This window comes from Telluria sp. GW821-FHT07G12, assembly GCF_059418525.1.
In genome coordinates this window covers 222,469-248,201 of record NZ_JBWKQA010000004.1, presented here as the reverse complement: position 1 = coordinate 248,201, position 25,733 = coordinate 222,469, and the positions used below count along the sequence as shown (strand labels likewise).

25 protein-coding genes are annotated in these 25,733 nt (G+C 66.4%); 16 read left to right on the top strand and 9 right to left on the bottom strand.

The features are described 5' to 3' along the window. Nucleotides 1-75: 75 nt before the first annotated feature. The 4 genes from AC07PE_RS16900 (at nucleotide 76) to AC07PE_RS16885 (ending at nucleotide 2,654) form a co-directional block, all read left to right on the top strand. Entirely contained in the window at nucleotides 76-504 is a 429-nt protein-coding gene (locus AC07PE_RS16900) for a thioesterase family protein (protein WP_498766491.1), read from the top strand. Then, nucleotides 501-692, top strand: a complete 192-nt coding sequence (locus tag AC07PE_RS16895; RefSeq protein WP_498766489.1) for a DUF1289 domain-containing protein — start codon at nucleotides 501-503, stop codon at nucleotides 690-692. The genes AC07PE_RS16900 and AC07PE_RS16895 overlap by 4 nt, the downstream gene beginning before the upstream one ends. Nucleotides 693-696: 4 nt before the next feature. Continuing rightward, entirely contained in the window at nucleotides 697-1,605 is a 909-nt protein-coding gene (locus AC07PE_RS16890) for an MBL fold metallo-hydrolase (RefSeq protein WP_498766487.1), read from the top strand. A 92-nt stretch (nucleotides 1,606-1,697) separates the two neighbouring features. Then, the gene (locus AC07PE_RS16885) at nucleotides 1,698-2,654 is read left to right on the top strand and encodes an NAD(P)H-dependent flavin oxidoreductase (RefSeq protein WP_498766485.1); all 957 of its coding nucleotides are present in this window, start codon (nucleotides 1,698-1,700) and stop codon (nucleotides 2,652-2,654) included. A 128-nt stretch (nucleotides 2,655-2,782) separates the two neighbouring features. On the opposite strand, the gene AC07PE_RS16880 is transcribed toward AC07PE_RS16885, so the two are convergent. Both AC07PE_RS16880 and AC07PE_RS16875 read right to left on the bottom strand, forming a co-directional pair. After that, nucleotides 2,783-3,385, bottom strand: coding sequence for a hypoxanthine-guanine phosphoribosyltransferase (locus AC07PE_RS16880; protein ID WP_498766483.1), 603 nt, complete (start codon nucleotides 3,383-3,385; stop codon nucleotides 2,783-2,785). Nucleotides 3,386-3,471: 86 nt separating this feature from the next. Next, nucleotides 3,472-3,825: an MmcQ/YjbR family DNA-binding protein gene (locus AC07PE_RS16875; RefSeq protein ID WP_498766481.1), complete on the bottom strand. Its 354-nt coding sequence runs from the start codon at nucleotides 3,823-3,825 to the stop codon at nucleotides 3,472-3,474. Between the two features lie 109 nt (nucleotides 3,826-3,934). Here AC07PE_RS16875 and AC07PE_RS16870 point away from each other — a divergent pair, with 109 nt between their 5' ends. The 7 genes from AC07PE_RS16870 to AC07PE_RS16840 all read left to right on the top strand — a co-directional run bounded on the left by AC07PE_RS16870 (nucleotide 3,935) and on the right by AC07PE_RS16840 (nucleotide 9,036). Further along, the gene (locus tag AC07PE_RS16870) at nucleotides 3,935-5,752 is read left to right on the top strand and encodes an aminopeptidase P family protein (protein ID WP_498766479.1); all 1,818 of its coding nucleotides are present in this window, start codon (nucleotides 3,935-3,937) and stop codon (nucleotides 5,750-5,752) included. 1 nt (nucleotide 5,753) lies between these two features. Next, nucleotides 5,754-6,020 carry a hypothetical protein gene (locus AC07PE_RS16865; RefSeq protein ID WP_379777373.1) on the top strand — a complete coding sequence of 89 codons (267 nt, stop codon included), beginning with the start codon at nucleotides 5,754-5,756 and terminating at the stop codon, nucleotides 6,018-6,020. A 26-nt stretch (nucleotides 6,021-6,046) separates the two neighbouring features. After that, the gene (locus AC07PE_RS16860; protein WP_498767128.1) at nucleotides 6,047-6,790 is read left to right on the top strand and encodes an MgtC/SapB family protein; all 744 of its coding nucleotides are present in this window, start codon (nucleotides 6,047-6,049) and stop codon (nucleotides 6,788-6,790) included. Nucleotides 6,791-6,803: 13 nt separating this feature from the next. Next, nucleotides 6,804-7,382, top strand: coding sequence for a DUF924 family protein (locus AC07PE_RS16855; RefSeq protein WP_498766477.1), 579 nt, complete (start codon nucleotides 6,804-6,806; stop codon nucleotides 7,380-7,382). After that, complete coding sequence (locus AC07PE_RS16850) at nucleotides 7,382-8,218, top strand: Rossmann-like and DUF2520 domain-containing protein (protein WP_498766475.1); 837 nt, start codon at nucleotides 7,382-7,384, stop codon at nucleotides 8,216-8,218. The genes AC07PE_RS16855 and AC07PE_RS16850 overlap by 1 nt, the downstream gene beginning before the upstream one ends. Beyond that, complete coding sequence (locus AC07PE_RS16845; RefSeq protein ID WP_498766473.1) at nucleotides 8,215-8,595, top strand: MAPEG family protein; 381 nt, start codon at nucleotides 8,215-8,217, stop codon at nucleotides 8,593-8,595. The genes AC07PE_RS16850 and AC07PE_RS16845 overlap by 4 nt, the downstream gene beginning before the upstream one ends. Before the next feature lie 78 nt (nucleotides 8,596-8,673). After that, entirely contained in the window at nucleotides 8,674-9,036 is a 363-nt protein-coding gene (locus AC07PE_RS16840) for a hypothetical protein (protein WP_498766471.1), read from the top strand. On the opposite strand, the gene AC07PE_RS16835 is transcribed toward AC07PE_RS16840, so the two are convergent. Beyond that, the gene (locus tag AC07PE_RS16835; protein WP_498766469.1) at nucleotides 9,033-9,623 is read right to left on the bottom strand and encodes a putative pterin-binding protein; all 591 of its coding nucleotides are present in this window, start codon (nucleotides 9,621-9,623) and stop codon (nucleotides 9,033-9,035) included. The genes AC07PE_RS16840 and AC07PE_RS16835 overlap by 4 nt on opposite strands. Before the next feature lie 60 nt (nucleotides 9,624-9,683). Here AC07PE_RS16835 and AC07PE_RS16830 point away from each other — a divergent pair, with 60 nt between their 5' ends. After that, nucleotides 9,684-10,280 (top strand): alpha-ketoglutarate-dependent dioxygenase AlkB family protein, encoded by a 597-nt coding sequence (locus AC07PE_RS16830; RefSeq protein WP_498766467.1) that lies wholly within the window; start codon nucleotides 9,684-9,686, stop codon nucleotides 10,278-10,280. Nucleotides 10,281-10,461: 181 nt separating this feature from the next. Next, a complete protein-coding gene (locus AC07PE_RS16825) occupies nucleotides 10,462-10,986 on the top strand; it encodes a porin family protein (RefSeq protein WP_498766465.1) in 525 nt (174 codons plus the stop codon). Between the two features lie 47 nt (nucleotides 10,987-11,033). On the opposite strand, the gene AC07PE_RS16820 is transcribed toward AC07PE_RS16825, so the two are convergent. The 4 genes from AC07PE_RS16820 to AC07PE_RS16805 form a co-directional block, all read right to left on the bottom strand. Continuing rightward, nucleotides 11,034-11,573 (bottom strand): REP-associated tyrosine transposase, encoded by a 540-nt coding sequence (locus tag AC07PE_RS16820; protein WP_498766463.1) that lies wholly within the window; start codon nucleotides 11,571-11,573, stop codon nucleotides 11,034-11,036. A 226-nt stretch (nucleotides 11,574-11,799) separates the two neighbouring features. Continuing rightward, the gene (gene ettA / locus AC07PE_RS16815; protein WP_498766461.1) at nucleotides 11,800-13,467 is read right to left on the bottom strand and encodes an energy-dependent translational throttle protein EttA; all 1,668 of its coding nucleotides are present in this window, start codon (nucleotides 13,465-13,467) and stop codon (nucleotides 11,800-11,802) included. A gap of 160 nt (nucleotides 13,468-13,627) precedes the next feature. Beyond that, nucleotides 13,628-14,506: an EamA family transporter RarD gene (gene rarD / locus AC07PE_RS16810; protein ID WP_498766459.1), complete on the bottom strand. Its 879-nt coding sequence runs from the start codon at nucleotides 14,504-14,506 to the stop codon at nucleotides 13,628-13,630. Nucleotides 14,507-14,594: 88 nt separating this feature from the next. Further along, the gene (locus AC07PE_RS16805) at nucleotides 14,595-16,184 is read right to left on the bottom strand and encodes a hypothetical protein (protein WP_498766457.1); all 1,590 of its coding nucleotides are present in this window, start codon (nucleotides 16,182-16,184) and stop codon (nucleotides 14,595-14,597) included. A 119-nt stretch (nucleotides 16,185-16,303) separates the two neighbouring features. Here AC07PE_RS16805 and AC07PE_RS16800 point away from each other — a divergent pair, with 119 nt between their 5' ends. The 3 genes from AC07PE_RS16800 (at nucleotide 16,304) to AC07PE_RS16790 (ending at nucleotide 20,911) form a co-directional block, all read left to right on the top strand. Then, nucleotides 16,304-18,415 (top strand): HzsA-related protein, encoded by a 2,112-nt coding sequence (locus tag AC07PE_RS16800; RefSeq protein WP_498766455.1) that lies wholly within the window; start codon nucleotides 16,304-16,306, stop codon nucleotides 18,413-18,415. A gap of 80 nt (nucleotides 18,416-18,495) precedes the next feature. Further along, on the top strand, nucleotides 18,496-20,373 hold the full coding sequence (locus AC07PE_RS16795) for a potassium transporter Kup (protein ID WP_498766453.1): 1,878 nt from the start codon (nucleotides 18,496-18,498) through the stop codon (nucleotides 20,371-20,373). A gap of 97 nt (nucleotides 20,374-20,470) precedes the next feature. Continuing rightward, the gene (locus AC07PE_RS16790; RefSeq protein ID WP_498766451.1) at nucleotides 20,471-20,911 is read left to right on the top strand and encodes an FKBP-type peptidyl-prolyl cis-trans isomerase; all 441 of its coding nucleotides are present in this window, start codon (nucleotides 20,471-20,473) and stop codon (nucleotides 20,909-20,911) included. On the opposite strand, the gene AC07PE_RS16785 is transcribed toward AC07PE_RS16790, so the two are convergent. Then, nucleotides 20,912-23,308 (bottom strand): ABC transporter permease, encoded by a 2,397-nt coding sequence (locus tag AC07PE_RS16785; protein WP_498766449.1) that lies wholly within the window; start codon nucleotides 23,306-23,308, stop codon nucleotides 20,912-20,914. It lies immediately after the preceding gene. A 10-nt stretch (nucleotides 23,309-23,318) separates the two neighbouring features. Then, nucleotides 23,319-25,730, bottom strand: coding sequence for an ABC transporter permease (locus tag AC07PE_RS16780; RefSeq protein ID WP_498766447.1), 2,412 nt, complete (start codon nucleotides 25,728-25,730; stop codon nucleotides 23,319-23,321). Between the last annotated feature and the right edge of the window lie 3 nt (nucleotides 25,731-25,733).

Genomic DNA, 25,733 nt, shown 5'->3' with positions numbered 1-25,733 from the left:
TCTTGGTCTGCAAGCTTGCGTCAACCTGACAGGGCCACGCAAGCGCGATTCGTTCGGATGCGTTAATCTGCGCGCATGAGTCCAACATTCCAGCCCGGTATCCGCTTCGAGTGGCATTACACGGTACCCGAGCGCGCCACCGTACCGCGGCTCTACCACGATACCCCATTCTGTCTCGACATGCCGGATGTGCTCGCCACCGGTTACATGGTCGGCATGATGGAACTTGCCTGCGTGCACGGCATGATGCCCTACATGGACTGGCCGAATGAACAAAGCCTGGGCACCATGGTGAGCTTCCAGCACCTGGCGCCGACCCCGCCCGGCATGACCCTGCACGTAAAAGGCGAAGTCATCGAAGTCGACGGCCGCCGCGTGCGTTTCAAAGTCGAGGCCTGGGACGACGTCGAACGCATCTGCGAAGGCATCCACGAGCGCTGCGTGATCGATCCCGCGCGTTTCAATGCCAGACTGGCGGGCAAGATCGAGAAAGCTGTTTCATGAATCCCGAAGACCGTACGCCTGTTCCTTCTCCCTGCATCAACATCTGCCGCATGGTGCCCGCGACCGGCCTGTGCGAAGGCTGCATGCGCACCATCGACGAGATCGTCGCCTGGGGCCGCGCCGACGACGACTATAAACGCGCCGTGTGGGCCGAGATCCGGCGGCGTGAAGCGCAGCTGTTCGAGTGAGCGCATGATGCGGCTGCCGGCCTCGATGCGGGTGTTCGAACGCGGCTGGCTGTCCGCGAATAACATCCTGTTCACCGGCCGCGACGAAACGACGCTGGTCGACACCGGCTATGTGACGCATGTGGCGCAGACGCTGGCGCTGGTTCGACACGCATTGAACGGGCGGCCGCTGGGCCGCATCGTCAACACCCATCTGCACTCCGATCATTGCGGCGGCAACGCGGCCTTGCAGGAAGCCTTCGGCTGCCGCATCGCGATTCCCGTCTTCGAGGCCGGCAAGGTGCGGGACTGGGACGAAGAAGCGCTGAGTTACCGGGCCACCGGCCAACAATGCGCGCGTTTTACATTCGATGAGACCATCGCGCCGGGTGAGCTGCTGACGATGGGCGAGCTGCAATGGCAAGCGCTTGCCGCACCGGGCCACGATCCGCACGCGCTGCTGTTCTGGTGCGCGGCCGAGGGCATCCTGATCGCCGGCGACGCCCTGTGGCAGAACGGTTTTGGCGTGATCTTCCCGGAGCTGGCCGGCGAGCCGGGTTTCGCTGACGTGAAAGCCACGCTCGACCTGATCGCTTCCCTGCAGGCCCGCCTGGTCATCCCCGGCCATGGCTCTCCTTTTACGGACGTCGACGTGGCCCTGCAGCGTGCCTACGGCCGCCTGGATTACCTGGCCGCCGACCCGGTGCACAATGCGGAGAATGGCGTGAAGGTGCTGCTGAAATTCCTGCTGCTCGAGCGCCGCGCGATTCCGCTGGCCGAGGTGGAATCGCTGTTCGACACGGTGCCGCTGCTGGTGCTGGCGCGCGAACGCTTTTTGCCGCGCCCAGGCGCCGAACTGGCGCAATGGGCCGTGCGGGCGCTGGAGAAGGCCGGCGCGGCGACCGTCCAGGGCGACACGCTGCTGGACGCCTGAGCCCGAATTAGAGTCGGGAATCTAGCACGGTCGTGCTTTTTTAACCCTATAATCGGCAAGCAAGCCCCGATCAACCATCCGCGAGAACATCCATGGCGCTGCCTCCAGTCCTGCAAAACCTTTCCTTACCCGTCATCGCGTCGCCGATGTTCATCGCCAGCGGCCCCGCGCTGGTTGCCGCGCAGTGCAAGGCCGGCATCGTCGGCTCTTTTCCTGCCCTGAACGCGCGCCCGGCCGAGCAGCTGGACGTCTGGCTGACCGAGCTGCAGCGCGAGCTGGCCGATTACCAGGAAGCACATCCGGACAAAAAGGTCGGCCCGATCGCCGTCAACCAGATCGTGCACCAGTCGAACGACCGCCTGGCGCATGACGTCGAGGTCTGCGTGAAGCACCAGGTGCCGATCATCATCTCCTCGCTGCGCGCGCCGCCGCAGGAGATGCTGGACGCGGTGCACGCCTACGGCGGCATCGTGCTGCACGACGTGGTCTCGATCCGCCACGCCGAAAAGGCGCTGGAAGCGGGCGTCGACGGCCTGATCCTGGTGGCGGCCGGCGCCGGCGGCCATGCGGGTGCGCTGTCGCCGTTCGCGCTGGTGGGTGAAGTGCGCAAGTTCTTCGACGGCCCGATCGCCCTGTCCGGTTCGATCGCCACCGGCGATGCGATCCTGGCCGCGCAAGCCATGGGCGCCGACTTCGCCTACATCGGTTCGCGCTGGCTGGCGACCAAGGAATCGAACGTCAGCGAGGATTACCGCACTGCGATTGTGGAGTCCTCAGCCTCCGATATCGTGTACACCAATCTGTTCACTGGCGTGCACGGCAACTACCTGAAGAAATCGATCGTGGCGGCCGGGCTGGATCCGGAGAACCTGCCGGTGTCGGACAAAAGCAAGATGAGCTTTGGCTCGGGCAGCGCCAAGGCCTGGCGCGATATCTGGGGCGCGGGCCAGGGCGTGGGCCTGATGGACGATGTGCCGACGGTGGCGGAGATGGTGGCGCGCCTGACGCAGCAGTACCAGGCGGCGCGGGAAAGGCTGAGTATCAAGTAAGGTCATCCCCGCGGAAGCGGGGATCCATACTGAGGATCAGGATTCGTCATCCTGAAAAGACAGCTGCATGTTCGGGGTTACCAGCTTCGGTAGCTCAGTATGGGTTCCCGCTTTTGCGGGAACGACATCTAAACAGCGGCAGGTGGTGCGTCGCCCACCTGCTTGTCGGCGTCCTTAATCACCCACAGTCCCGGCAGGTTACGCCAGTAGCCATGCGCATCCATCCCGAAGCCGACCACGAACTGGTTCGGGATGCTCACCCCCACGATATCCGCCTGCACCGGCTTTTTCCTGCCCAGGTCCTTGTCCGCGAACACCGCCAGGATCACCTCCGCCGCGCCCATGTCGAGCAGGCGCTGCTTCACGTGGGCCAGGGTTTCGCCTTCGTCGAGGATGTCGTCGACCACGATGATGGTGCGGCCGGCCACGTTCTGGCGCGGGATCACCTTCCACACGACTTCGCCGCCGCGGTCGAGGTCGCCGTAGCGCGTGACGTGGATGTAGTCGAATTCGAGCGGGAAGCTCAGCTGGGTCAGCAGGTGGCCGGTGAACACCACCGCACCGCCCATCACGCCCAGCACCAGCGGGAAGGCGGCCTGGTTTTCCTTGTCGAAGCGGGCGTTGAGCCGGTCGGCCACATCCTTGACGGCGGCCTGGACCTGTTCCGGGCTGACGATCTGGCTTGCGTTGGCGAGCAGCGCACGTGCGCGCTCGTCGTGAAACTCTGGCATCGGAAGTTCTTGCATGGTCATACTGGATGAATTGGTTGCCGGGACATTATGCCTCGTCCCGTTGCGGGATGGCGTTCCCTATGGAATCAGGCTGCGTCGAGGATTTCGCGCTGCAGCTTGCGCGTCAGCTTGGCGAAGACGAGCTCATGCGAGCGCCGCAGCAGGGCGGCCGCTTCCGCGTCGTCGATGTGCGCCTGTGCGCTCACGTGTACCCACTTGGCGCGCGCCAGGTAGGGCGCCGGAATGATGCCGGGGCGGTCGGTCAGTTCGAGGAAGCGATCGTCGTCGACCTTGAAGCTGAAGCCGTCGGCCGGGCCCGCCGCATTGGTCACGGCGAACATCTTGCCGCCGACCGAGAACACGGTGTCGTGCTCCCATTTGATGTCTTCGGTACAGCCGGGGAAGGTCCGGCACAGGTCTTTGGCGGCGTCGAAATCCATGTGGGTCTCCGTGTCGCGGTTTGATGTCGTAACGCAATGCTCGCTCGCGCCACATAGCGGCATTGCGGCGTATCATACGTGCTTGGAAAACAATTCGACAAGCCCATCCATGTCCACCCCCGCGACCCAACACGTTCGCGCCGAACGGCTCGCCGCGCTGCGCGCCGCCATGGCCCGCCAAGGCATCGACGCCTTCATCGTTCCTTCCGCCGACCCGCACCTGTCCGAGTACCTGCCGGGACGCTGGAAGGGCCGCGAATGGCTGTCGGGCTTTACGGGCTCGGTCGGCACCTTCATCGCCACCAAAGATTTCGCCGGCGTCTGGACCGACGGCCGCTACTACACCCAGGCCGAGCAGGAACTGGCGGACACCGAGATCCGCCTGATGAAAATCCCGTCGGGCGCCAGCCTGCTGCACATCGACTGGCTGGCTGACACCATGCAGCCCGGCCAGACCGTCGCCGTCGATGCCCGCGTGCTGGGCCTGGCCGTGGCGCGCCTGCTGGAAGACGCCCTCAAGGCGCGGGATATGAAGCTGCGTACCGACCTCGATCTGCTCGACGAGATCTGGAGCGACCGTCCCGGCCTGCCGGCGGACGCCGTCTACGAACACGAAGCGCCGTACGCGACGACCACGCGCGCCGATAAGCTGCACGCCACCCGCAACGCGATGGCGAAGCTGGGCGCCGAGCGCCATTTCATCTCGACCCTGGACGACATCGCCTACCTGTTCAACCTGCGCGGCGCCGACGTCAGCTACAACCCGGTGTTTGTGGCCCACGCCCTGGTCGAACCGTCCAGCGCGACGGTCTTCGTGGCCGAGGGCAAGGTCCCGGCCGCGCTGCGCGAACGCCTGGAGCGCGATGGCGTGCGCGTCGCCCCCTACGAGCAGGCAGCCCAGGCTTTACAAGCGCTGCCGTCCGACAGCAGTCTGCTGATCGATCCGCGCCGCATCACCGCCGGCATGCGCGCCGCCGTGCCGCAGGGCGTGCGCGTGGTGGAAGCGATCAACCCGACCACATTCGCGAAATCGCGCAAGCTGCCGGATGAAACCGATCACGTGCGCGATGCGATGGAACAGGACGGCGCCGCGCTGTGCGAATTCTTTGCCTGGCTCGAGCCGCAGCTGGCCTTCCCGCAGCGCGAGCCGCTGACGGAAGTGACGATCGACGAGCAGATCACGGCCGCGCGCGCGCGCCGGCCCGGTTTCGTCAGCCCCAGCTTCGGCACCATCGCCGGCTTCAACGCCAACGGCGCGATCATGCACTACCGCGCCACGCCGGAGAACTGCGCCCTGATCGAAGGCGACGGCCTGCTGCTGATCGACTCCGGCGGCCAGTACCTGGGCGGCACCACCGACATCACCCGCGTGGTGCCGGTCGGCGAACCCACACCCGCGCAGAAGCGCGACTTCACGCTGGTGCTGAAGGGGATGATCAACCTGTCGGTGGCGCGCTTCCCGCGCGGTACCAAGGGCCCGATGCTGGACGCGCTGGCGCGTGCGCCGATCTGGGCCGCCGGCATCGACTACGGCCACGGCACCGGCCACGGCGTCGGCTACTTCATGAACGTGCACGAAGGCCCGCAGGTGATCTCGCCGACCGCCATGCCGGAGGCGCACACGGCGATGGAGCCGGGCATGATCACCTCCAACGAACCCGGCATCTACCGCCCGGGAAAATGGGGCATCCGCATCGAGAACCTGGTGCTGGCGCAGGTGGTCGAGACCTCCGAGTTCGGCGAATTCCTCGGCTTCGAGACGCTGACCCTGTGCCCGATCGACACCCGCTGCATCGACATGAGCCTGATGCGCGGCGACGAAGTCGCGTGGCTGAACGACTACCACCGCAGCGTGCGTGCGCGCCTGCTGCCGCTGGTCGACGGCGCCGCCCGCGACTGGCTCGAACTGCGTACCAAGGAGATCTGAGATGGCGGCCGGCATTCGTTCCACCCGCGCCAGCGCCGCCGTCGACCGGCTCAAGCGGCGCACCGGCGTCACCACCTATTCGATGGCGCGTACCGGCGCCGGCCACTTCTTCCTGTCCGAGAAGGCCGGCGCGCCGCCGCTGTGCCCACCGATGGAGCTGGATGACTTCGTGAAGTTCGTCGACGGCCTCGGGCCGCAGCCGGAAAAACGCATCACCAAGAACGACGCGGCCTTCGAAAAACAACTGGTGCGAAAGAAGCAGCCTTGAATCCGGTGACACCGCAGAACGCCGTCCTGACCCTGGCGGACCTGGTCCGCCTGTACTGGTCGCACGCGGAACTGCAGACCAATGCCCTGATCCTGCTGCACCTGATCGGCGCGCTGCTGCTTGGTTTGATGGTCGGCTACGAGCGCTCCTACCACGGCCGCGCCGCCGGCATGCGCACCTATGGCCTGGTGTGCATGGCGTCCTGCGCCCTGACCATCATCGCCGGCTACCCGAACGCCTGGTATGGCGGGCATGGCGCCGCGGTGGCGCTGGTCGACCCGACCCGCGTGATCCAGGGCGTGGTTACCGGCATCGGCTTCCTCGGCGCCGGCGTGATCATGCGCTCGGGCTTCAATATCAGCGGCCTTACGACGGCCGCTTCGATCTGGGCCTCGTCGGTGATCGGCATCATGGTCGGCGTCGGCTTCTACATGGCGGCGATGGGCCTGGCCTTCTTCTCGGCGATGATCATGATCTACCTGAACCGCGCCGTCAGCCTGCTGCCTTCGCGCCAGGCGGTGGCGGTGACGCTGCGCTTCAAACCCGGCGTGCGGCCGCAGGAAGACGAACTGCGCACGATGGCGCTGGAGCGCGGCTACGAGATCGCCGGCGGCTCGCTCACCATCGGCAGCGACAAGGACTGCCAGGAATGGCGCTTCGTGGCGCTGGCGCTGGCAAATCACGCAGGCGCGCCGCTGTCCTCGCTGGCCTCGGAGCTGGCGACCTTCCAGGGCGTGGACGGCTTCCTGCTGTCGCACGCGCGCAACTGACATGGACAACAAGATGACAGCACAGGAAGTACTCGACTTCTGGTTCGGCGCGCCCGGCAGCGCCGCCGCCGGCCAGCTACGCAAGGAATGGTTCGTCAAGAGCGACGCCTTCGACGAGCAGATCAGACAGCGCTTCGGCGCCACGATCGGCCAGGCGATTGCCGGCGGCCTGCGCGAATGGGATGCCGAGGGACCGCAAGGCGTCCTCGCGCGCATCCTCGTGCTCGACCAGTTCACCCGCAACGCTTATCGGAACACGCCGCAGTCCTTTGCCGGCGACGCCCTGGCCCTCGCGGCTGCGCGCCAGCTGGCCGACAGCGGTGCGCACAAGGAGCTGCCGCCCCTGCAGCGCGCCTTCGTCTACATGCCCTTCGAGCATGGCGAGGACGCCTTCATGCAGGAGCGCGCCGTCGAGCTGTTCACGGCCCTGGCCTTTGATGCCCCCGGCTTCGACGACATGCTCGACTACGCGCACCGCCACCGCGGCGTGATCGCGCGCTTTGGCCGCTTCCCGCACCGTAACGAGATCCTCGGCCGCGCCTCGACCCAGGAAGAGATCGAATTCCTGCGCCAGCCGGGTTCGCGCTTCTGATGCTTTCTACAACGCTGAACATTGTCGGCGCCGGCCATGTCGGCCGTGCGCTGGGCCGTTTGTTTTTCAAGCGCGGCGTGTTTGCCATCCAGGACGTGCTGACCCGCTCGAGCGGCAGCGCGCAGGCGGCGGTGGCGTTCATTGGCGCCGGCAGTGTGGCCGGCGCTGTGGCGGCATTGCGTCCGGCGTCCGTGTGGATGCTGGCCGTCTCCGACGATCGCATCGCCGAGGTCGCGCAAGGGCTGGCCGCAGGCTGTGACCTAAGGGGTGCAGTGGTGTTCCATTGCAGCGGCGCCAAGGCGTCCTCGGAACTGGATGCGCTGCGCGCCGCCGGCGCCTTCGTCGCCAGTGTGCACCCGGTGCGCAGCTTCGCCGATCCCGGACAGGTGGCCGCCGCCTTCGACGGCACCTTCTGCGGCGTCGAAGGGGATGCACAGGCGCTGGCGCTGCTGGTGCCGGCCTTCGAGGCGATCGGCGCGCGCGCGGTTCCCATCGACGCCAGCGCCAAGACGGTCTATCACGCGGCCTCGGTATTCGCCTCGAATTATCTGACGACAGTGCTCGACGCCGCCCTGCGCGCCTACCAGGCGGCCGGCATCCCGCCGGAGGTGGCGCGCGAACTGGCGCGGCCGCTGGCGAGCGAGACCCTGGCCAATGTGTTCCGGCTGGGACCGGAGGCGGCCTTGTCCGGCCCGATCGCGCGCGGCGACACCGCCACCGTGGCGCGCCAGCAGGCGGCGCTCGAGGCCTGGGATCCGGCCACCGGAGCATTGTACGAAGCGCTGGCCAGCGCCACCTGGGACCTGGCGCGGCGCAAGCATGGAGAACGAGCATGATGAAGTGGAGTGCATGGGCCACGCTGGCCATACTCGGCGTGTATGTCTGGACCGGCGTGATGGCCGGCTGGGCGAGAGCGAAATACCAGGTGCCGGCGCCGCGGATGGATGGTCCGCTGCCCTTCCAGAGCGCCCAGCGGGTGCAAGCCAACACCCTCGAACAGCTGCCGCTGGTGCTGGCGCCGCTGTGGCTGTGTGCTTACTTCCTGGGCGATACCTGGGCGGCGGCCGGCGGGCTGGTGTGGTGCCTGGGGCGCATCGTCTATGCGCTGGGCTATTACCGCGATCCGAGCAAGCGCGAAGCCGGTTTTATTATCGGCATGCTGGCCTGCGGCGCCCTGGTGGCGGGCAGCGCGGTCGGCTTGCTGTTGCAGTAGAGCAAAACGACAGCAGGCTTTCGTCGACAAAGTTCCCGTAGTGCAATAAGCTGCGAAGTCTAGACCACGGAGGATCGCATGCTGTTTTTGAAGAGTACCAGCGTTACCAAAGCGCCGGGCATTTATGAAGTCGATGTCGCTGCCAAACCGCCAGGCAAGACCTTCGGCGTCTTCCTGGCCACCGACCCGGACAATCCGCCGCAGGCCGTGCTGGCCGCGCTGCAGGAACTCGGGTTCAAGAACACCCATCAACAGGGTTACGTCCACAAGGACAAGGGCAAGGTCCTCGACCTGCACTTCCAGAAAGACGGCACCGATCTGTTCAATGGCTGGAAGACCGACGAGTGCGCTAGCAACCTGGCGGCGCTGGACGCGCTGTTTGGTAACTTTGGCGTCACAGTGACGCCGCGCGTGATGAGTTTGGCTGAAGCCTACGCTTAAGTCTTCACTTCGATGTGATACAGCGCCCAGGGGCAAGCTGCAAAGCGCTGCCCCAGCGGCAGCTTTGCCATCTCCGCTACCCGGTCGGCGTCGTACACGGCCCATAGCGGCCCCAGTCCTCCCAGCGGCATCGGTTTGCCGTCCACGTGCGTGGCGGCGATGAAGCGCCGCGCGCGTGCCTGTGCCAGCGGCAGCTCGACGTTGTAGCCGTCCACCGCACGCAAGATCAGCACCGTCTTGTCCTCCAGCCTGGCGCCGGCTCGCGCCAGCACGTCCACCAGCAGCGGGCCGCGCAGCGTGTGCGGCTTGCCGTCGTATTCCAGGGTCGGCTTGATGGTCTGCGCCGGCAGTGCGCGCAGGGCGGCATCGTCGAACACCCAGGCTTTATCGAAGCGCACGCCGTGCTTGTGCATCATCTGGTCGAGCGCCGCGTCGAAGGGGCCGCGGTTGCTGTGCGCGATGTTGCCGGTGACCGTCAGCAGGGCGGGGCCGTCCGGCGGCGCGGGCAGGGCGGCAGCCGGGGCCTGGCCGGCAAGCGGGAGGGCGCCGGCCGCTGCCGCCGCACCGAGGAACTGGCGTTTGTTCATGCGAAAATGTCCTGGCGATGGGATCTCGCCATCATAGCTTTTACTGCCACTATTGTCTGAATGGATTTATTTTCCGACCAAGCCAGCCTGCAGCCGATCCCGATCGAGGATGGCGAACTGGCGCTGCTGCCCCGGCTTTCTGTGCCGATGAGCAATGCCGACATCTTCGCGCGTCTGGTCCAGGAGACCGACTGGCGCCACGAGACCATCGTCGTGTACGGCAAGCGCCATCTGCAGCCTCGCCTGACGGCATGGCATGGTGAAGTTGGCTATACCTATTCCGGCCTCCACCTCGAGCCGCTACCGATGACGCCGCTACTCGCCCAGCTGCGCAGCGCCGTCGAAGCCGCCACCGGCCACCGCTACAACAGCGTGCTGCTGAACTATTACCGGGACGGCGCCGACAGCATGGGCATGCACAGCGACGACGAGCCCGAGCTTGGCCCCCGGCCTGCCATCGCTTCGCTCAGCTATGGCGCCACCCGGACCTTCATCCTGCGTCACAAGCGCAGCAAACGCACGCTGAAATTCGAGCTCGCCGACGGCAATCTGCTACTGATGGCTGGTTCCCTGCAGCAGAACTGGCTGCACGGCATCAACAAGACTGCAAAACCGGTTGGCGCACGCCTCAACCTCACTTTTCGCTATATCGCCTAATTTATAAGCATCTGCAGCCAATATCAGTCATTTTATTACTGAATAATGGGTCATTAAGTTACATGTGCTTACAGTTCTTACGAAATGGGCACTGACTTGAGCATTTGGCAGCTGATATCTTGACCACATCGCGATTCACTTTGCATCGCGACTCAGTCAAACAAAGTAAAGGATGCCGAATATGAAAAAGCTCATCGTTGCACTGATCGCAGGCGCTGCCGCCATGACCGCCGCACAAGCCCAGAACTTCACCACTGACCAGCCGCACGCTTACGTCGGCGTGGGCGTCGCTTCGGCGAAGAACATCCAGTCGGACGACTACAAGGCTGGCGGCAAGATCTACGGCGGCTACGAATTCAACCGCACCTGGGCTGCTGAAGCCGGCTACACCGATTTCGGCGACCATGACGCCGCCAACGGCACCACCAAGGGCAACGGCACCTATATCGCCGCCAAGGCCACCGCACCGGTCAACGACCAGTTCGCCGTGTACGGCAAGGTCGGCGTCCAGCACAGCGAGCGCAAGTTCAACAGCGCTGCCCTGAGCCTGAAGGACACCGATACCGGCGCCTACGGTGCACTGGGCGTGCAGTACAAGCTGAACCAGAAGGTCGCCCTGACCGCCGAGTACGAGCGTTATGGCAAGGAGAAGGACATCGGCGCCAAGGCCAACGTCTGGACCGTGGGCGCGCACTACAACTTCTAAGTCGCACTCTACGTAAAAAAACAGGACCTTCGTGGTCCTGTTGTCGTTTACAGCGGCGCGTGCATCGGCGCGCTTCGCTGCCCCATCCAGGGTGGTGGCGGCAGCGGCGGCTGCGGGGCGTCGAAGCCGGCGGCAACGAAGCGGTGCAGCGAGGACCAGGGCCAGTCGGATGCCTGCTGGCAGAAGCCGTGGCGCATGGGATTGCTGTGCACGTAGTCGATCAGGGCCGCGTACTCGTCGTCGTCGCCGACGCGGTAGTCCCGGTAATGGCGCTCCCAGATCGTGGCGTCGGCCGCGCTCGCCAGCGCCAGCCCGGTCTTGTGCAAGGCCTTGGAAAAGGCGATCTTGACGGCGCGCCAGCGCGTGGCGCAGTCGTGGTCGCCGGGCGGTAAAGTCCAGATCGCATGCGCGTGATCGGGCAGCACTACCCAGGCATCGACGTGGAAGGGTTTGCGGATCCTGGCCTGGCGCATGGCTTCGCCGAAGGCCGAGAAGTGGTCCGTCAACAAAGTGCTATTCCGGTCCAGCAGGCGTACCGTGAAAAAGTACGTCATGCCGGGAACGCGGTTATCGCGGTAACGTGTCATGAATGATCGTGGCGTGAGCCGACCTCAACGACGCCTGATTCTACACATGAGATGGAAATCGGGCTGATCCATTTCCGCGCGAAAAATCTAGGCACGCACACCCGGGAAACCAAGGCTTCAGGATTGTCCACAAGCGCGGCTGCATCCAGCGATTGGCGAAAAAAAAGCTCCCCGCAGGGAGCTTTTGTGGTGCAAACGCTACTAAATGCGCTGCGATGCCGGCAACTTAGGTGGTCAGCGGCTTGTAGCGGATGCGCTTCGGCTTCGCGCCTTCTTCGCCCAGGCGCTTCTTCTTGTCGGCTTCGTATTCCTGATAGTTACCGTCGAAGAAGGTGACCTGCGAGTTGCCTTCGAAGGCCAGGATGTGGGTCGCGATACGGTCCAGGAACCAGCGATCGTGCGAGATCACCATCACGCTGCCGGCGAATTCCAGCAACGCATCTTCCAGTGCACGCAGGGTTTCGACGTCGAGGTCGTTCGACGGTTCGTCCAGCAGTAGGACATTGCCGCCTTGCAGCAGGGTTTTCGCCAGGTGCAGACGGCCGCGTTCGCCGCCCGACAGGTTGCCGACCACCTTCTGCTGGTCCGCGCCCTTGAAGTTGAAGCGGCCCAGGTAGGCGCGCGAAGGCATCTCGAAGCGGCCCACGCTCAGCATGTCGGCGCCGCCGGTCACGTCTTCGAACACGGTCTTGTTGTTCGCCAGTTCGTCGCGGTGCTGGTCGACCAGCGAGACCTTCGCGGTCTGGCCGATCGCGACTTCACCGCTGTCCGGCTGCTCTTTGCCCGCGATCATCTTGAACAGCGTCGACTTACCGGCGCCGTTCGGACCGATGATGCCGACGATGGCGCCCGGCGGCACCGTGAAGGACAGGTTGTCGATCAGCAGGCGGTCGCCGAAGGCTTTACTGACATTCTTGAACTCGATGACTTCGTTGCCCAGGCGCTCGGCCACGGGGATGAAGATCTCCTGGGTCTCGTTGCGCTTCTGGTATTCGTATTCGCTCAGCTCGTTGAAGCGGGCCAGGCGGGCCTTCGACTTGGCCTGGCGTGCCTTCGGATTCTGGCGCGACCATTCCAGTTCCTTCTGCAGCGCCTTCTGGCGCGCCGATTCGGTCGCTTCTTCCTGCTTCAGGCGCGCCTGCTTCTGGTCCAGCCAGGATGAGTAATTGCCCTTCCAGGGGATGCCCGAACCGCGGTCCAGTTCGAGGATCCATTCGGCGGCGTTGTCGAGGAAGTAGCGGTCGTGGGTGATGCCGACCACGGTGCCCGGGAAGCGCAGCAGGAACTGCTCCAGCCACTCGACCGATTCGGCGTCCAGGTGGTTGGTCGGCTCGTCCAGCAGCAGCATGTCCGGTTTGCTCAGCAGCAGCTTGCACAGCGCCACGCGGCGCTTTTCACCGCCCGACAGCACGGCGATCTTCTGGTCCCAGGGCGGCAGGCGCAGCGCGTCGGCGGCCATTTCCATCTGCAGGTTCAGGTTGCCGCCATCGGCCGCGGCGATGATCGATTCCAGGCGCTCCTGCTCCTTGGCCAGCGCGTCGAAATCGGCGTCTTCGTCCGCATAGGCGGCGTACACGGCTTCCAGCTTGGCTTGCGCCTCGAAGGCCTCGCCCAGGCCGGATTCCACTTCCTGGCGCACGGTCTTTTCCGGATCCAGCTGCGGTTCCTGCGGCAGGTAACCGATGTTCAGGCCCGGCATCGGGCGCGCTTCGCCCTGGATATCGGTGTCGATGCCGGCCATGATCTTCAGCAGGGTCGACTTGCCGGAGCCGTTCAGGCCCAGCACGCCGATCTTCGCGCCCGGGAAGAAGGACAGGGAAATATCCTTCAGGATCTGCCGTTTCGGTGGGACGATCTTGCCCACGCGGTTCATGGTGTAGACGTAATTGGCCATGTAGTGATTGAGTAATGCGATTGAGAGGACGACAGGATACTGTAAAAAATCGGGGTCAGAGCACATTTTCGGCAGCGCGTCGCTCGGAAGCGTGCCGAAAAAAGTGCTCTGACCCCGAATTAAAGATATTGCTCGAAAAAGTGCTCTGACCCCGAATTATTCAAACTTTGGCGGGGGCCGGGCGGCGCAGCAGGCCCTCGGCTGCGAACAGGGCGAGGGCGGCCCAGATCAGCGCGAAGCCGACCAGGCGGTCCGGCGTGAACGGTTCGTGGAACAGCCACACGCCCAGCATAAATTGCAGGGTCGGCGACAGGTATTGCAGCAGGCCCAGCACAGATAAGGGGATCTGGCGTGCGCCCGAGGCGAACAGCAGCAGCGGAATCGCGGTGATCGGCCCGGCCGCCACCAGCAGCAGGCGGGTGCTGGTCGAGTCCGTGTTGATGAAGGCGTTCTGGCCGTTCATCGTCAGCCAGATCACGTAGGCGGCGGCGACCGGGAACAGCACCATGGTCTCGAAGGACAGCCCCTCCAGTGCACCGAGCGCGGCGGTCTTGCGCAGCAGGCCGTAGCCGCCGAACGAAAACGCCAGCGCCAGCGCGATCCAGGGCACGGTGCCCGCCTGCCAGGTCAGCCAGGCCACGCCCAGCGCCGCCACCGCGATCGCCGCCCACTGCGCCGGCCGCAATCTCTCCTTCAGCAGCAGGTAGCCGAGCGAAATGTTCACCAGCGGATTGATGAAGTAGCCCAGGCTGGCTTCGATCACGTGGTTGTTGTTGACCGCCCAGATATAGATCAGCCAGTTCACGCTCAGCAGGATGGCCGAGGCGATGAAGCTGCCGATCACGCGCGGCTTGCGCAGCAGGTTGAGCCAGGCCCACTGCTTGCGCACGGCCAGCACGATCACCAGGAACAGCAGCGACCACAGCATGCGGTGCGCCAGGATCTGCAGCGGCGGCACCTCGCCGATGGCGTGGAAATACAAGGGGAACAGGCCCCAGCACAGGAAGGCCGAGGCAGCGGAGAGGATGCCGGTACGCATGGGGAAGCGGTGTCGATTGCAGGACCGACATTATCCCCGATCGCCCAAAATGCTGCCGGCGGCCCTCCAGCCCGGCTTACTGTGCGATTTACTTGCCGATCGCGAACAGGATGGCGTTATTGATCGCGTACACCGTGCCGTCCGCGCCGATCGCGGTCGGCGTGTAGGACTCGCCCAGGCCGCTCGTCAGGCGTATTTTCTGGCTCAGCGTATTCGTGCTCAAGTCCCAGCGGTATAGCCAGCCGTCCTCGCTGTTGATCAGGATGGATTTCGTGAAAGGATCGACCGCCGCCGTGTTGATGCACCATTCCACCACGCCGCCCGGGAAGTTGGGATCGGGCGTCACGCCCATCACCGCCAGCACCTCCTTCATGACCGGGACCGAAGGCGTCACCATGTCCGGCTGGCTGGCGTTGGGGTCGAGCAGCGCCACCTTGTTCTGCGAATCGCCGCTGCCCGCGCGGCCATAGTTGTTGTACTTGGTGGTGACGAGGTACTTGGACGAGCCGGTATAGCCCGGCACCATGGCCACGGGGACGATCGACGCGGTGTCGTCCCAGCCGAAGGAACCCGGGGTCTTGGCCTGCGCCAGCGCTGCATCGAAATGCAGCAGCCAGCCGCGTCCGTTGTGCTGGTTCTGCGTGGTTTCCAGCACCCCGAAGAAGACGTCGCCGTCCGGGCCGATGGTGGGCGAGGCCGTGCTGTCGTCGGACACGCGCGCCGGCGCCTTGGTCTGCGGATCGAGCAGCAGGGTTTTCGCCTTCGCCTGCAGCGTGGCGGCGTCCAGCGCCACCAGATAGCCTTTCGAGCTCGGCCCGTTGACGGCAACGTACAGCGTCTTCTGGTCGGGCGACAGGCCGGGCGCGCTGTTCATCTGCGCCTTGTCGATGGCATCGTCCTGCGCCAGCGTGCTTGCTGCAACCCAGCTGCCGGCGCCGTTCGCGCCGATGCGGGCGATGCCGCCCTTCAGGCCCGCCGGATTCGAGGGCAGCGCACTGAAGCCGAAATACAGATTGCCCTGCGCGTCGGCGGTGATCGGTGTGTTGATGAAGACCGAGGCGTCGAACGCGGCCTTGGCGCCGTTGTAGGCCGCTTCACCATAGAACACCAGGGTTTTTACCGTGCCGTTGGCCGTATCGGGCGCGTCGCGCAGCATCACCTTGCCGCCGGCGCCGGGGAAGGCCAGCTGGTTGCCGGTGGTGAGGGTGAGGTTGTAGCTCGGCGTCCAACGATGCGCCGGCATGATGTAGTCGCTGTCCAGGCTCCAGGCCAGCGCGCCGCTGCGGCCGTCGTGCGCCTCGACGCGGTACTGATCGGTGATGCTGCGCTTGACCGGCACCAGCACGGTGTTCTTCGAGGTGATGGCCGGCGAACCGTAATGCACCAGCAGGTAGCCTTGCGCGCTGTACTGCGGCGCCGTGTCGACCGCGGTACGCCAGACGATGCGCGACAGGTCCTGCGTCGCCAGCTGCGCCTGGGCCGCGTGCTGCGCGTCGGCGCCGAAGCCCAGCCATGCCGGTCCGTTGACCGGGGTGCCGCCGCTGGTCGGCGGTGCGGGATTGGTCACCACGGCGGTCGAACCGCCGCCGCCGCTGCCGCCGCAGGCCACCAGGACGGCGGCGGTCAGGATGGCAAGCGCTACCAGGTGGCGGGCATGCGGGCGGGCTGGCATCTGCATGGGTGTCTCCAGTGTTGATATTTTGAGCACAGCTTGCCGAACTTCGCTGATAATTGCAAGGTAGCATTGTTGATCTAACCGATCCATTTACCATGCATTCCTGCTGGCGCTTTTTCTTCTTGCCGTTTGCATTCCTGGCTGCGCCGGCGCCTGCTGCCCAGCCGCCATCCGCGGCCGCGCTACGCTACCCGATCCTGTTCGCCGCCCAGGTGCCGCCCCAGCACGACCGCGCCACCCGTTTGTCCGCCTTCGCCAACCATTTGCCGGATGTCGATGCGGCGCCGCGCGGCGGCGACCTGATGCTGCGCTATCCGGACGGCAGTTTGCGCAACCTGACCCGCGAGGCCGGCTTCGGCAGCGAGGGCGAGCAGGGCGCCAAGGCCATCGCCGTGCGCGAGCCCTCGGTACACTGGGATGGAAGGCGCGCCCTGTTCAGCATGGCGGTCGGCAGCGGCCCGCGCGCGTTCTGGCAGGTGTACGAATTGCGCGGCTTGCGCAAGGGCGAGCGCGTCCGCATCGATAAAGTGGCGGGGCAGCCAGCGGACGCCAACAACCTGTCGCCCTTCTATGCCACCGACGGCCGGGTCCTGTTCACCTCGGACCGTCCGCGCAGCGGCCTGCCGCACTTGTACCCCCAGCTGGACGAATACGAAGCGACGCCGACCACCACCGGCATCTGGAGCCTGGAGCCGGACAGCGGCCGCCTGCGCATCCTGAATCACACGCCGAGCGGCGCCTTCAATCCCTTCGTCGACAGTTATGGCCGCATCGTGTTCGTGCGCTGGGACCACCTGCAACAGGACCAGCTGGCCCAGCGCGACCGCGACGCGCAAGGCAATGGCGTCGCGCTGCCGTTCAAGTCTTTCAATTACGCCGGCGAGGCCCCCGGGGCGCCGGCCCTGCCCACGCGGGTCGAAGTATTTCCCGAGTCGCGCACCGGAGACCATGGCCCGTATGGCGCCGTGAGCGCGTTCACCACCAATTTCTTCACCGCCTGGCAGATGAACGAGGACGGCAGCGGCGAGGAGACCCTGAACCACGTGGGCCAGCACGAGCTCTCGTTCGGCCACTTCATCCCCAGTTTCAAGGACGACCCCAACCTCTCTGTCCGCAGCGTCGACCGCCTGCACGCCAATCGCACCAGTCTGCGCCGCGAAGGCGGCTTGTTCCAGCTGTCCGAGGATCCGCGCCGGCCAGGCAGCTATGTCGGCATCGCGGCGCGCGACCGCGACACCTATGCCACCGGGCAGATCGTGCGCCTGGCCGGTTCTCCCGGCCTGGATGCGGAGCGGATGACGGTCGTGCCGCTGACGCAGGGGCATCCCGGCGACGCGCTGCCGACCGGCCGCTTCCGCAATCCGCTGGCGCTGGCGGATGGCACGCTGGTGGCCAGCCACGCGCCCGAGGTCGACGCGCCGGCGCCGGACCGGCCGCTGGCCGGCTTGCGCCTGGTCCGGCTGGCGCGCGGCGGCGACGGCCTGTATCGTGCCGGCGCCCCGCTCACGGCGGGCATCCGGCGCAGCGTCTGGTGGGACAGCAGGGCCGGTCGCAAGACCTGGTCCGGCGAGCTGTGGGAGCTCGAGGCGGTCGAAGTGCGCCCGCGCGCGCGTCCGCAACCCGCACGCATGCGCACCGGGCTGGAGGCACCGGAACGCGCGGTGCTGGCGGCCGAAGGCGTGGACGAAGCAGCCTTGCGGCGCTGGCTCACCGCACGCGGCCTGGCCCTGATCGTCACGCGCGACCAGACCAGCCGGGATCGGGCAGAATTGCAGCAGCCCTTCAACCTGCGCGTGCCGGGCGGCGTCAGGACCGTGTCGCAGGATAAGCCGGGCGGACGCACCTACGACATCGCGCATTTCCAGCTGTTTCAGGGCGACCAGCTGCGCGCCTATCCGGGCCGGCCCGGACGGCGCGTGCTGGCCCAGCCGCTGCACGAGGCCGCCAACCCCGCGAATCCGGGCGGACCGCCCGGCAGCGTGCGCATCGCCCCCGACGGTTCGACCGCGGCGCTGGTGCCGGCCGGGCGCGCGCTGACCTGGCAGACCACCGACCCGCAGGGTACGGCGGTAGTACGTGAGCGCAACTGGATCAGCTTCCAGGCAGGCGAGATGCGGGTCTGCGCATCCTGTCACGGGGTGAATCAACGGGACCAGGCAGGGCGCTTCCCACCCGTGAATCAGCCGGAAGCGCTGCGGACTTTGCTGAAATGGTGGAAAACCCTGCCAAAATGAGCGTCGCACTATGTAAATATTTGCATTTTTCTTGACGATATCTTATGGTGCGGTGCACCAGAACAAGCAATGGTGACATCTTGAGTGAGCAACACAAGAAAAGCAGTATCGCGGCACTGACCCTGGCCGCGGTCGGCATCGTCTACGGCGACATCGGCACCAGCCCCCTGTACACGCTGAAGACCATCTTCGACCCGACCCACGGCCTGGCGCTGACGACGCCGAACTTGTTGGGGATTGTGTCCCTGATCTTCTGGGGCCTGACGATGATCGTCTCGCTCAAGTACGTGACCCTGGTGCTGCGCGCCGACAACCGCGGCGAGGGCGGCATCATGGCCCTGATGGCGCTGGCCCTGAATTCCGTCACGCGCAGCTCGCGCTGGCATTACGTGCTGATGGTGATCGGCGTGTTCGGCGCCACCATGTTCTACGGCGACAGCGTGATCACCCCGGCGATTTCCGTGCTGGGCGCGATCGAGGGCCTGGAAGTGGCCACGCCCGGCCTCGAAAAATGGGTGGTGCCGCTGACCATCGTGGTGCTGGTGGGCTTGTACAGCGTGCAGCGCCACGGCACCGCCGGCATCGGCCGCTTCTTCGGTCCGGTGATGGTCGTCTGGTTCGCGGTGCTGGCCGTGATGGGCGTGATCAATATCGCCCAGGCGCCGGTGATCCTGCAGGCCCTGAACCCGCTGCACGCCTTCGAATTCATGCTGCGCGAACGCTTCATCGCCTTTGTTGCGCTGGGCGCCGTGGTGCTGGCCTTCACCGGCGCCGAAGCCCTGTACGCCGACATGGGCCACTTCGGCAAGAAGCCGATCCGCTTCGCCTGGTTCATGGTCGTGTTCCCGGCGCTGGCCCTGAACTATCTCGGCCAGGGCGGCCTCCTGATCACGCATCCGGAAGCGCTGGAAAATCCCTTCTTCCGCCAGCTCGGCAGCTGGAGCGTGCTGCCGCTGGTGCTGCTGTCGACCATGGCCACCGTGATCGCCTCGCAGGCGACGATTTCCGGCACCTTCTCGATGACCAAGCAGGCGATCGCCCTCGGCCTGCTGCCGCGCATGCGTGTGATGCACACCTCGGAAAGCGAGATCGGCCAGATCTACATCCCGGCCGTCAACTGGCTGCAGCTGGCAGTGGTGCTGATCGCGGTGGTCGGCTTCGGCTCGTCCGATAAACTGGCCGGCGCCTACGGCATCGCGGTGACGGCGACCATGTTCGCCACCACCATCCTCACCTTCTTCGTGACCCGCTACCGCTGGCATTTGCCGCTGTGGCTGTGCTTCGGCGCGACCGGCTTCTTCATGATCATGGACATCATGCTGTTCTCCGCCAGCACCTTGAAACTGCTGCACGGCGGCTGGTTCCCGCTGCTGCTGGGCGCGATCCTGCTGACCATCATGCTGACCTGGAAGCGCGGCCGCGAGCTGGTGTTCGAGAACCTGGAAAAGCACGCGATCCCGCTCGAGGACTTCCTGCAGTCGCTGTTCGTGGGCCCGCCGGCGCGGGTGGCCGGCACCGCCATCTTCCTGCGCGGCGAAACCGACGGCGTGCCGCACGCCCTGTTGCACAACCTGCTGCACAACAAGGTGCTGCACGAGCGGGTGGTGTTCCTCACGGTGCACATCCGCGAGGAGCCCTACGTGCCGGAGTCGGAGCAGGTCGAGGTGGTCTCGCTGGGTCACAACTGCTTCCAGCTGAACGTCAGCTACGGCTTCAAGGACGAGGCGAACATCCCCGACATCCTGCGCCTGTGCGCCATGCAGGCACTGGAATTCGAGATGATGGAGACCTCCTTCTTCATCGCGCGCCAGACCGTGATCTCGGTGCCGGGATCGGGCATGATGCCGTGGCGCGAACACCTGTTCGTGCTCATGCAGCGCAACGCGCGCACCGCCGCCGACTACTACCAGATCCCGGCCAACCGCGTGATCGAGCTGGGGACGCAGGTCGAGATCTGACGACAAAAGCCGTACAAATTATGCATAGACAGTGACGGTGAGTCCTTGGTATGGTCGAAGTTTCTCCCGTTTTACTTCCACCATTTCAAGGAGCACCATGAAACTGTTGTCCTTCCCGCTGGCAGCCGCCTTCGTCGCCGTGTTGAGCCTGAGCGCCTGTGGCGGCGGTGGCGGTGGCGATTCCGGCAGCAACGTCGTCGTCGCCAACCCGGCCGCCTTCACCAAGACCGACAGCGTGGTCGGTACCGGCGCCGAAGCGACGGCCGGCAAAAAAGCCACGGTCACCTACACCGGCTGGCTGTACAGCACCACCGCGGCCGGCAACAAGGGCTCCCAGTTCGATACCGGCAGCATCAGCTTCACGGTGGGCGCGAAGCAGGTCATCGACGGCTTCGACCAGGGCGTCGTGGGCATGAAAGTCGGCGGCAAGCGCACCCTCCTGATCCCGTCGAACCTGGGCTACGGCGCCAGCGGTTCCGGCCCGATCCCGCCGAACGCCGGCCTGGTGTTCGAAATCACCCTGACCGCCGTCCAGTAATTACTCCCGCAGCGCCAGCGCCGGCCTGATCCGCACCGCGGCCAGCGTGTGGCGCAGGGTCGACCCCAGCGTCACCGCGCAGGCCAGTAGCAGCGCCGCCACGATGGTCCAGGCGCCGATCGGCGCCCGTTCCGTGAAGCCGGCCAGGTAGCGCTGCATGGCGATCCAGGCGAAGGGCAGCCCGGCCACCGCGCCGGCGCCGACCAGCAGCGCGAACTCGCGCAGCACCAGGCTGCCCACCACTGCCCCATTCGCCCCGTACAGCTTGCGCAGCACGATCTCGCGTTCGCGCCGCTGCACGCTGTAGGCCGCCAGCACGTAGATGCCGAAGGCCGCAATCGCCATCGCGATCACGCTGGATGCCGCCAGCAGCTTGGCCAGGCGCTGGTCGTCGGCATAGAACTCGCCGACGATGAAGCTGTCCATGTGCAGCACGCTCACCGGCTCGTTGGGGAAGTGGCGCGGCCACAGTTCCTCGATCGCGTGCTTCACCGCCACCGGATCGCCGCTGCAGCGGATCGTCAGGATCCGCACCCGGTCGCGCAGGAAGAACACGCTCGGCTGCTCGCCCTCGCGCGCCGAACGGTGCCGGATGTCCGGCGCCACGCCGACGATCTGCATCTGCCGCTGCTCGTCGTCGGTCCCGAGCACCACCTTGCCGACCGCATCCTGCGGGCTGGCGAAGCCGAACTTGCGCGCCGCCGAGGCGTTGATCACCACGCGGTCGCTCTGGCTCATGCGGTCCACCGCCGGGCTGTACAGGCGGCCCGCCACCGGTGTCAGGCCGTACACGTCGAAGAATTCCGGGCTCACCCCATACTGGTTGATGTCCGCAGCCTGGCCACCCTCGCGGCGCAGCGAGGTGATGTTGTTGGCGGAGGTGATGGGGATGTTCGATTCCGCCACGCCCGCGACACCGGGCAGGCGCAGCACTTCATCGCGGAAGGCGCGCATGCGCGGGTCGCGCATGTCGTTCCCGGCGGGCAGCGTCAGCAGCGGGCGCGGATCGAAGCCGGGGTTCAAGGTGCTGGCGTAATGGGTCTGCCATGCCACCGCCAGCGTGGTGCCGGTCAGGCCCATGGCAGCGGCGAACTGCAGCGCGGTGAGGGAGCGGCGCAGCCACAGGCCGCGCGCGGTCTCGGTGCCGTTGCGGCCGGCCAGCGCGGCGCTGGCGCGCACCCGCAGCGCCGACCAGGTCGGCCAGGCGCCGGCCGCCACGCCCAGCAGCACGCCGAACAGCAGCGCCGCGGCCAGTGCGCCCGGGCTGAACATGGTGTCGAAGCGGCGCTGCACCAGGTCGGAAAACAACGGCAGCACCAGCCAGGCCAGCAGCAGGCCGAGCACGGTGGCGATCAGGCACACCAGCACCGACTCGGCCAGGAACTGGCGCGCCACCGCCTGCGCCGAAGCGCCCAGCACCTTGCGCATGGCGATCTCGCGCTGGCGCGCCAGGGTGCGGATGGTGGCGAGGTTGACGTAGTTGACCGCCGCCAGCAGCAGGATCAGCAGCGCCACCGCGGCCAGTCCCAGCATCGCCTGGCGGTCGCCATGGGTGTCGGAATGGCCTTGCAGGTCGGGGTCGAGGTAGGCGTCGGCGAGCGGGGCGAGCTTGTAGTCGATCAGGTCGCGCCCGCCGAGCGCCGCCACCTGGTCGGCATAGTCGCGCTGCATCAGCGGCGACGCGCGCAGGCCGCGCCGCAGGGCAGCCAGCACCGCCTGCGGATCGGCGCCCGGCAGCAGTTTCAGATACACGCGGCCTGCCGTTGCGCCCCAGGCGTCGCGGAAGTTCTTGATCGATGGCCAGATGGTGCCGCCGGTGCCGGCCACGGCCTCGTAGGGCAGGGTGGTGGCCGCGGGCTGGTCGGCCAGCACCGCCGCCACGACATAGGTCTGGCGGTCGTTCTGCAGGGTCTTGCCGACCACGTCGGCGCGGCCGAACAGCCTGATGGCGGTGTTCCTGGTCAGCGCCACCGCATCCGGCCGGGTGATGGCGGCCTGCAGGTCGCCGGCCAGCACTTTGGGGGCGAAGATCTTCGGGAAGTCGGGGTCGACCAGGATCACGCCGACGGTGCCGACGATGTCGCCGGCGCGCACGTCGAAGTTGGTCTCGACCACGGCGCTGGCCAGCACCGGCTGGCCGCTGGCCAGCGCCGCGTCGCGCGCCGGCAGGCTGGCGCCGGCATGCCACTCGTCGCCGAACACCGCCAGGTTCCAGTGCTGCAGCAGGCGCACCACGCGTTCGCGCTCCGGCACGTTTTCATCGTAGGAGAACGAATGGCGCACGAAGCCGAGCAGCAGGAAGCACACGGCAATGCCGACCGCCAGGCCGAAAATCACCACCGCCGAATACGCGGGCTCCTTGACCAGCAGGCGCCAGCCGATACGGAAATCCTTCACGCGGTTCTCCTTATTCGCGCAGCGCCAGCGCCGGACGGATCCGCACCGCCGCCACCGTATGCCGCAGGGTCGAGCCCAGCGCCACCGCGCCGGCCACCAGCAGCGCGCCGACGATGGTCCAGACGCCGATCGGTGCGCGCTCGTTGAAGCCGGCCAGGTAGTTCTGCATCGCCAGCCAGGCCGGCGGCAGCCCGATCAGGGCGCCGGTGCCGATCAGGACCAGGAACTCGCGCATCACCAGGCCGCCCACCGCCGCGGTGCCGGCGCCGTACAGCTTGCGCAGCACGATTTCGCGGGCGCGCCGCTGCACGCTGTAGGCCGCCAGCACGTAGATGCCGAAGGCGGCGATCGCGGTCGCGATCACGCTCGATGCCGCCAGCAGCTTGGCCAGGCGCAGGTCGTCGGCGTAGTTGGCGGCGAAGACGCTGTCCATGCGCTGCACCACCAGCACGTCGTTCGGGAAGAAGCGCGGCCACAGTTCCTCGATCGCGCGCTGCACCGTCTCCAGGTCGCCCTCGCTGCGCACGGTGAAGGCCGGCGTGCGTGTCGACACCCGGTAGATGGTCGGCTGCATCGGTTCGCGCGCCGTGCGGTGGCGGATGTCGGGCACCACGCCGACCACCTGCATCGCCACATCGTTGGCGCTGGGCGCGCGGATGGTCTTGCCGACCGCGTCCCGGGCGCTGGCGAAGCCGAGCAGGCGCACGCCGGCTTCGTTGAGCACGACCTTGTCATTGTCCTCGGCCTTGTCGCGCGCCGGGTCGTACACCCGTCCTGCTACTGCTTTCAGGCCGTAGACATTGAAGAATTCCGGGCTGACGCCGAGCCGGTTGATGTTGACCGGGGCGCCGCCCTCGCGCTGGTAGGAACTGCGGTTGTTGTTGATCGTGACCCGCGAATCGCTCTCGGCCACGCCGCTCACGCCCGGCAGGCGCGCCAGCGCATCGCGGAAGGCGCGCACGTTGGCGTTACGCATGTCGTCGCTGGCATTCAGCACCAGTAGCGGGGCCGGATCGAAGCCCGGATCGAGGTTGCTGGCGTAGCGGGTCTGCCAGGCCACGGCCAGGGTCATCCCGGTCAGGCCCATCGCGGTGGCGAACTGCAGCACGGTCAGCACGCGGCGCAGCCACAGGCCGCCGGCGGTTTCGACGTTGCCGCGGCCGGACAGGGCCGCGGTCGGGCGCACCCGCAGCGCCGACCAGGTCGGGTAGGCGCCGGCCAGCACGCCCAGGGCGCCGCCCAGCAGCACGGACAGGCCCAGCGAGGCGGGCGTGAACATGCGGTCCAGCTTGCGCTGCACCAGGTCGGAGAACACCGGCAGCAGCAGCCAGGCCAGCAGCAGGCCGATGGCGGTGGCGATCAGGCACACCAGGATCGACTCGGCCAGGAACTGGCGGCTGACCGCGCCGGCGCTGGCGCCCAGCACCTTGCGCACCGCGATCTCGCGCTGGCGGCGCAGGGTGCGCACGGTGGCCAGGTTGACGTAGTTGGTGGCCGCCAGCGCCAGGATCAGTACCGCCACCGCGGCCAGGCCGAAGATGGTCTTGCTGTCGCCGTGGGTATCGGACTGTTCGCGCAGGTCGGGGTCGAGGTAGGCTCCGGCCAGGGAGCCAAGGCGGAATTCCATCAGGTCGTGGCCGTTCAGCGAGGCGACCATTTCCGGCGTCATGCTGCGGTAGAAGTTCGAGGCCAGCATCGCGCGCCGCGCCGCTTCGGCCACCGCCTGCGGGTCGGCGCCCGGGGCCAGTTTGACGTACACCGGACCGTGGGTGGAACCCCAGTTGGTCGTCACCAGCTCGCGGTATTCCTGGTTCCAGATGCTGGTTTTGGTGCCTGCCAGCGCCTCGTAGGGAAGCGTAGTGGCGGCCGGCTGGTCTTCCAGCACCGCCATCACCTGGTAGGGGCGGCCGCCCACCTGCACGGTCTTGCCGGCGACATCCTGGCTGCCGAACAGCTTGATCGCGGTCTCGCGGCTCAGGGCCAGCGCATCCGGGCGCGCCAGCGCGGCGGCGAGGTCGCCGGCCAGCACTTTCGGCTGGAAGATGCTGCGGAAATCGGGGTCGACCACGGCCACGTTGACGGTCTGCACATGGCTGCCGATCTTGACATCGATCTTGCGCGTGATGAAGGCGCTGGCCTGCAGCGGCACGCCGCTGGCGACGATGGCGTCGCGCGCCGGCAGGCTGGTGGCATTTCCCCAGCCGCCGTCGCTGATGGCGAGGTTCCAGCGCTGCATCAGGCGGTAGATGTTGTCGCGCTGCGGTACGTGGCGGTCATAGGACAGCGAGTGATTGACGTAGCCGAGCAGCAGGAAGCAGGCGCAGAAGCCCACCGCCAGGCCCAGGATCACGACCGCGGAAAAGGCCGGTTCCTTGACCAGCAGGCGCCAGCCGATGCGGAAATCCCGCAGATTGATTTTCATGAT

Coding starts and splice junctions, on each gene's coding strand:
- AC07PE_RS16900 (WP_498766491.1), top strand. CDS start 76: ATGAGTCCAACATTCCAGCCCGGTATCCGCTTCGAGTGGCATTACACG.
- AC07PE_RS16895 (WP_498766489.1), top strand. CDS start 501: ATGAATCCCGAAGACCGTACGCCTGTTCCTTCTCCCTGCATCAACATC.
- AC07PE_RS16890 (WP_498766487.1), top strand. CDS start 697: ATGATGCGGCTGCCGGCCTCGATGCGGGTGTTCGAACGCGGCTGGCTG.
- AC07PE_RS16885 (WP_498766485.1), top strand. CDS start 1,698: ATGGCGCTGCCTCCAGTCCTGCAAAACCTTTCCTTACCCGTCATCGCG.
- AC07PE_RS16880 (WP_498766483.1), bottom strand. CDS start 3,385: ATGCCAGAGTTTCACGACGAGCGCGCACGTGCGCTGCTCGCCAACGCA.
- AC07PE_RS16875 (WP_498766481.1), bottom strand. CDS start 3,825: ATGGATTTCGACGCCGCCAAAGACCTGTGCCGGACCTTCCCCGGCTGT.
- AC07PE_RS16870 (WP_498766479.1), top strand. CDS start 3,935: ATGTCCACCCCCGCGACCCAACACGTTCGCGCCGAACGGCTCGCCGCG.
- AC07PE_RS16865 (WP_379777373.1), top strand. CDS start 5,754: ATGGCGGCCGGCATTCGTTCCACCCGCGCCAGCGCCGCCGTCGACCGG.
- AC07PE_RS16855 (WP_498766477.1), top strand. CDS start 6,804: ATGACAGCACAGGAAGTACTCGACTTCTGGTTCGGCGCGCCCGGCAGC.
- AC07PE_RS16850 (WP_498766475.1), top strand. CDS start 7,382: ATGCTTTCTACAACGCTGAACATTGTCGGCGCCGGCCATGTCGGCCGT.
- AC07PE_RS16845 (WP_498766473.1), top strand. CDS start 8,215: ATGATGAAGTGGAGTGCATGGGCCACGCTGGCCATACTCGGCGTGTAT.
- AC07PE_RS16840 (WP_498766471.1), top strand. CDS start 8,674: ATGCTGTTTTTGAAGAGTACCAGCGTTACCAAAGCGCCGGGCATTTAT.
- AC07PE_RS16835 (WP_498766469.1), bottom strand. CDS start 9,623: ATGAACAAACGCCAGTTCCTCGGTGCGGCGGCAGCGGCCGGCGCCCTC.
- AC07PE_RS16830 (WP_498766467.1), top strand. CDS start 9,684: ATGGATTTATTTTCCGACCAAGCCAGCCTGCAGCCGATCCCGATCGAG.
- AC07PE_RS16825 (WP_498766465.1), top strand. CDS start 10,462: ATGAAAAAGCTCATCGTTGCACTGATCGCAGGCGCTGCCGCCATGACC.
- AC07PE_RS16820 (WP_498766463.1), bottom strand. CDS start 11,573: ATGACACGTTACCGCGATAACCGCGTTCCCGGCATGACGTACTTTTTC.
- ettA (WP_498766461.1), bottom strand. CDS start 13,467: ATGGCCAATTACGTCTACACCATGAACCGCGTGGGCAAGATCGTCCCA.
- rarD (WP_498766459.1), bottom strand. CDS start 14,506: ATGCGTACCGGCATCCTCTCCGCTGCCTCGGCCTTCCTGTGCTGGGGC.
- AC07PE_RS16805 (WP_498766457.1), bottom strand. CDS start 16,184: ATGCAGATGCCAGCCCGCCCGCATGCCCGCCACCTGGTAGCGCTTGCC.
- AC07PE_RS16790 (WP_498766451.1), top strand. CDS start 20,471: ATGAAACTGTTGTCCTTCCCGCTGGCAGCCGCCTTCGTCGCCGTGTTG.
- AC07PE_RS16780 (WP_498766447.1), bottom strand. CDS start 25,730: ATGAAAATCAATCTGCGGGATTTCCGCATCGGCTGGCGCCTGCTGGTC.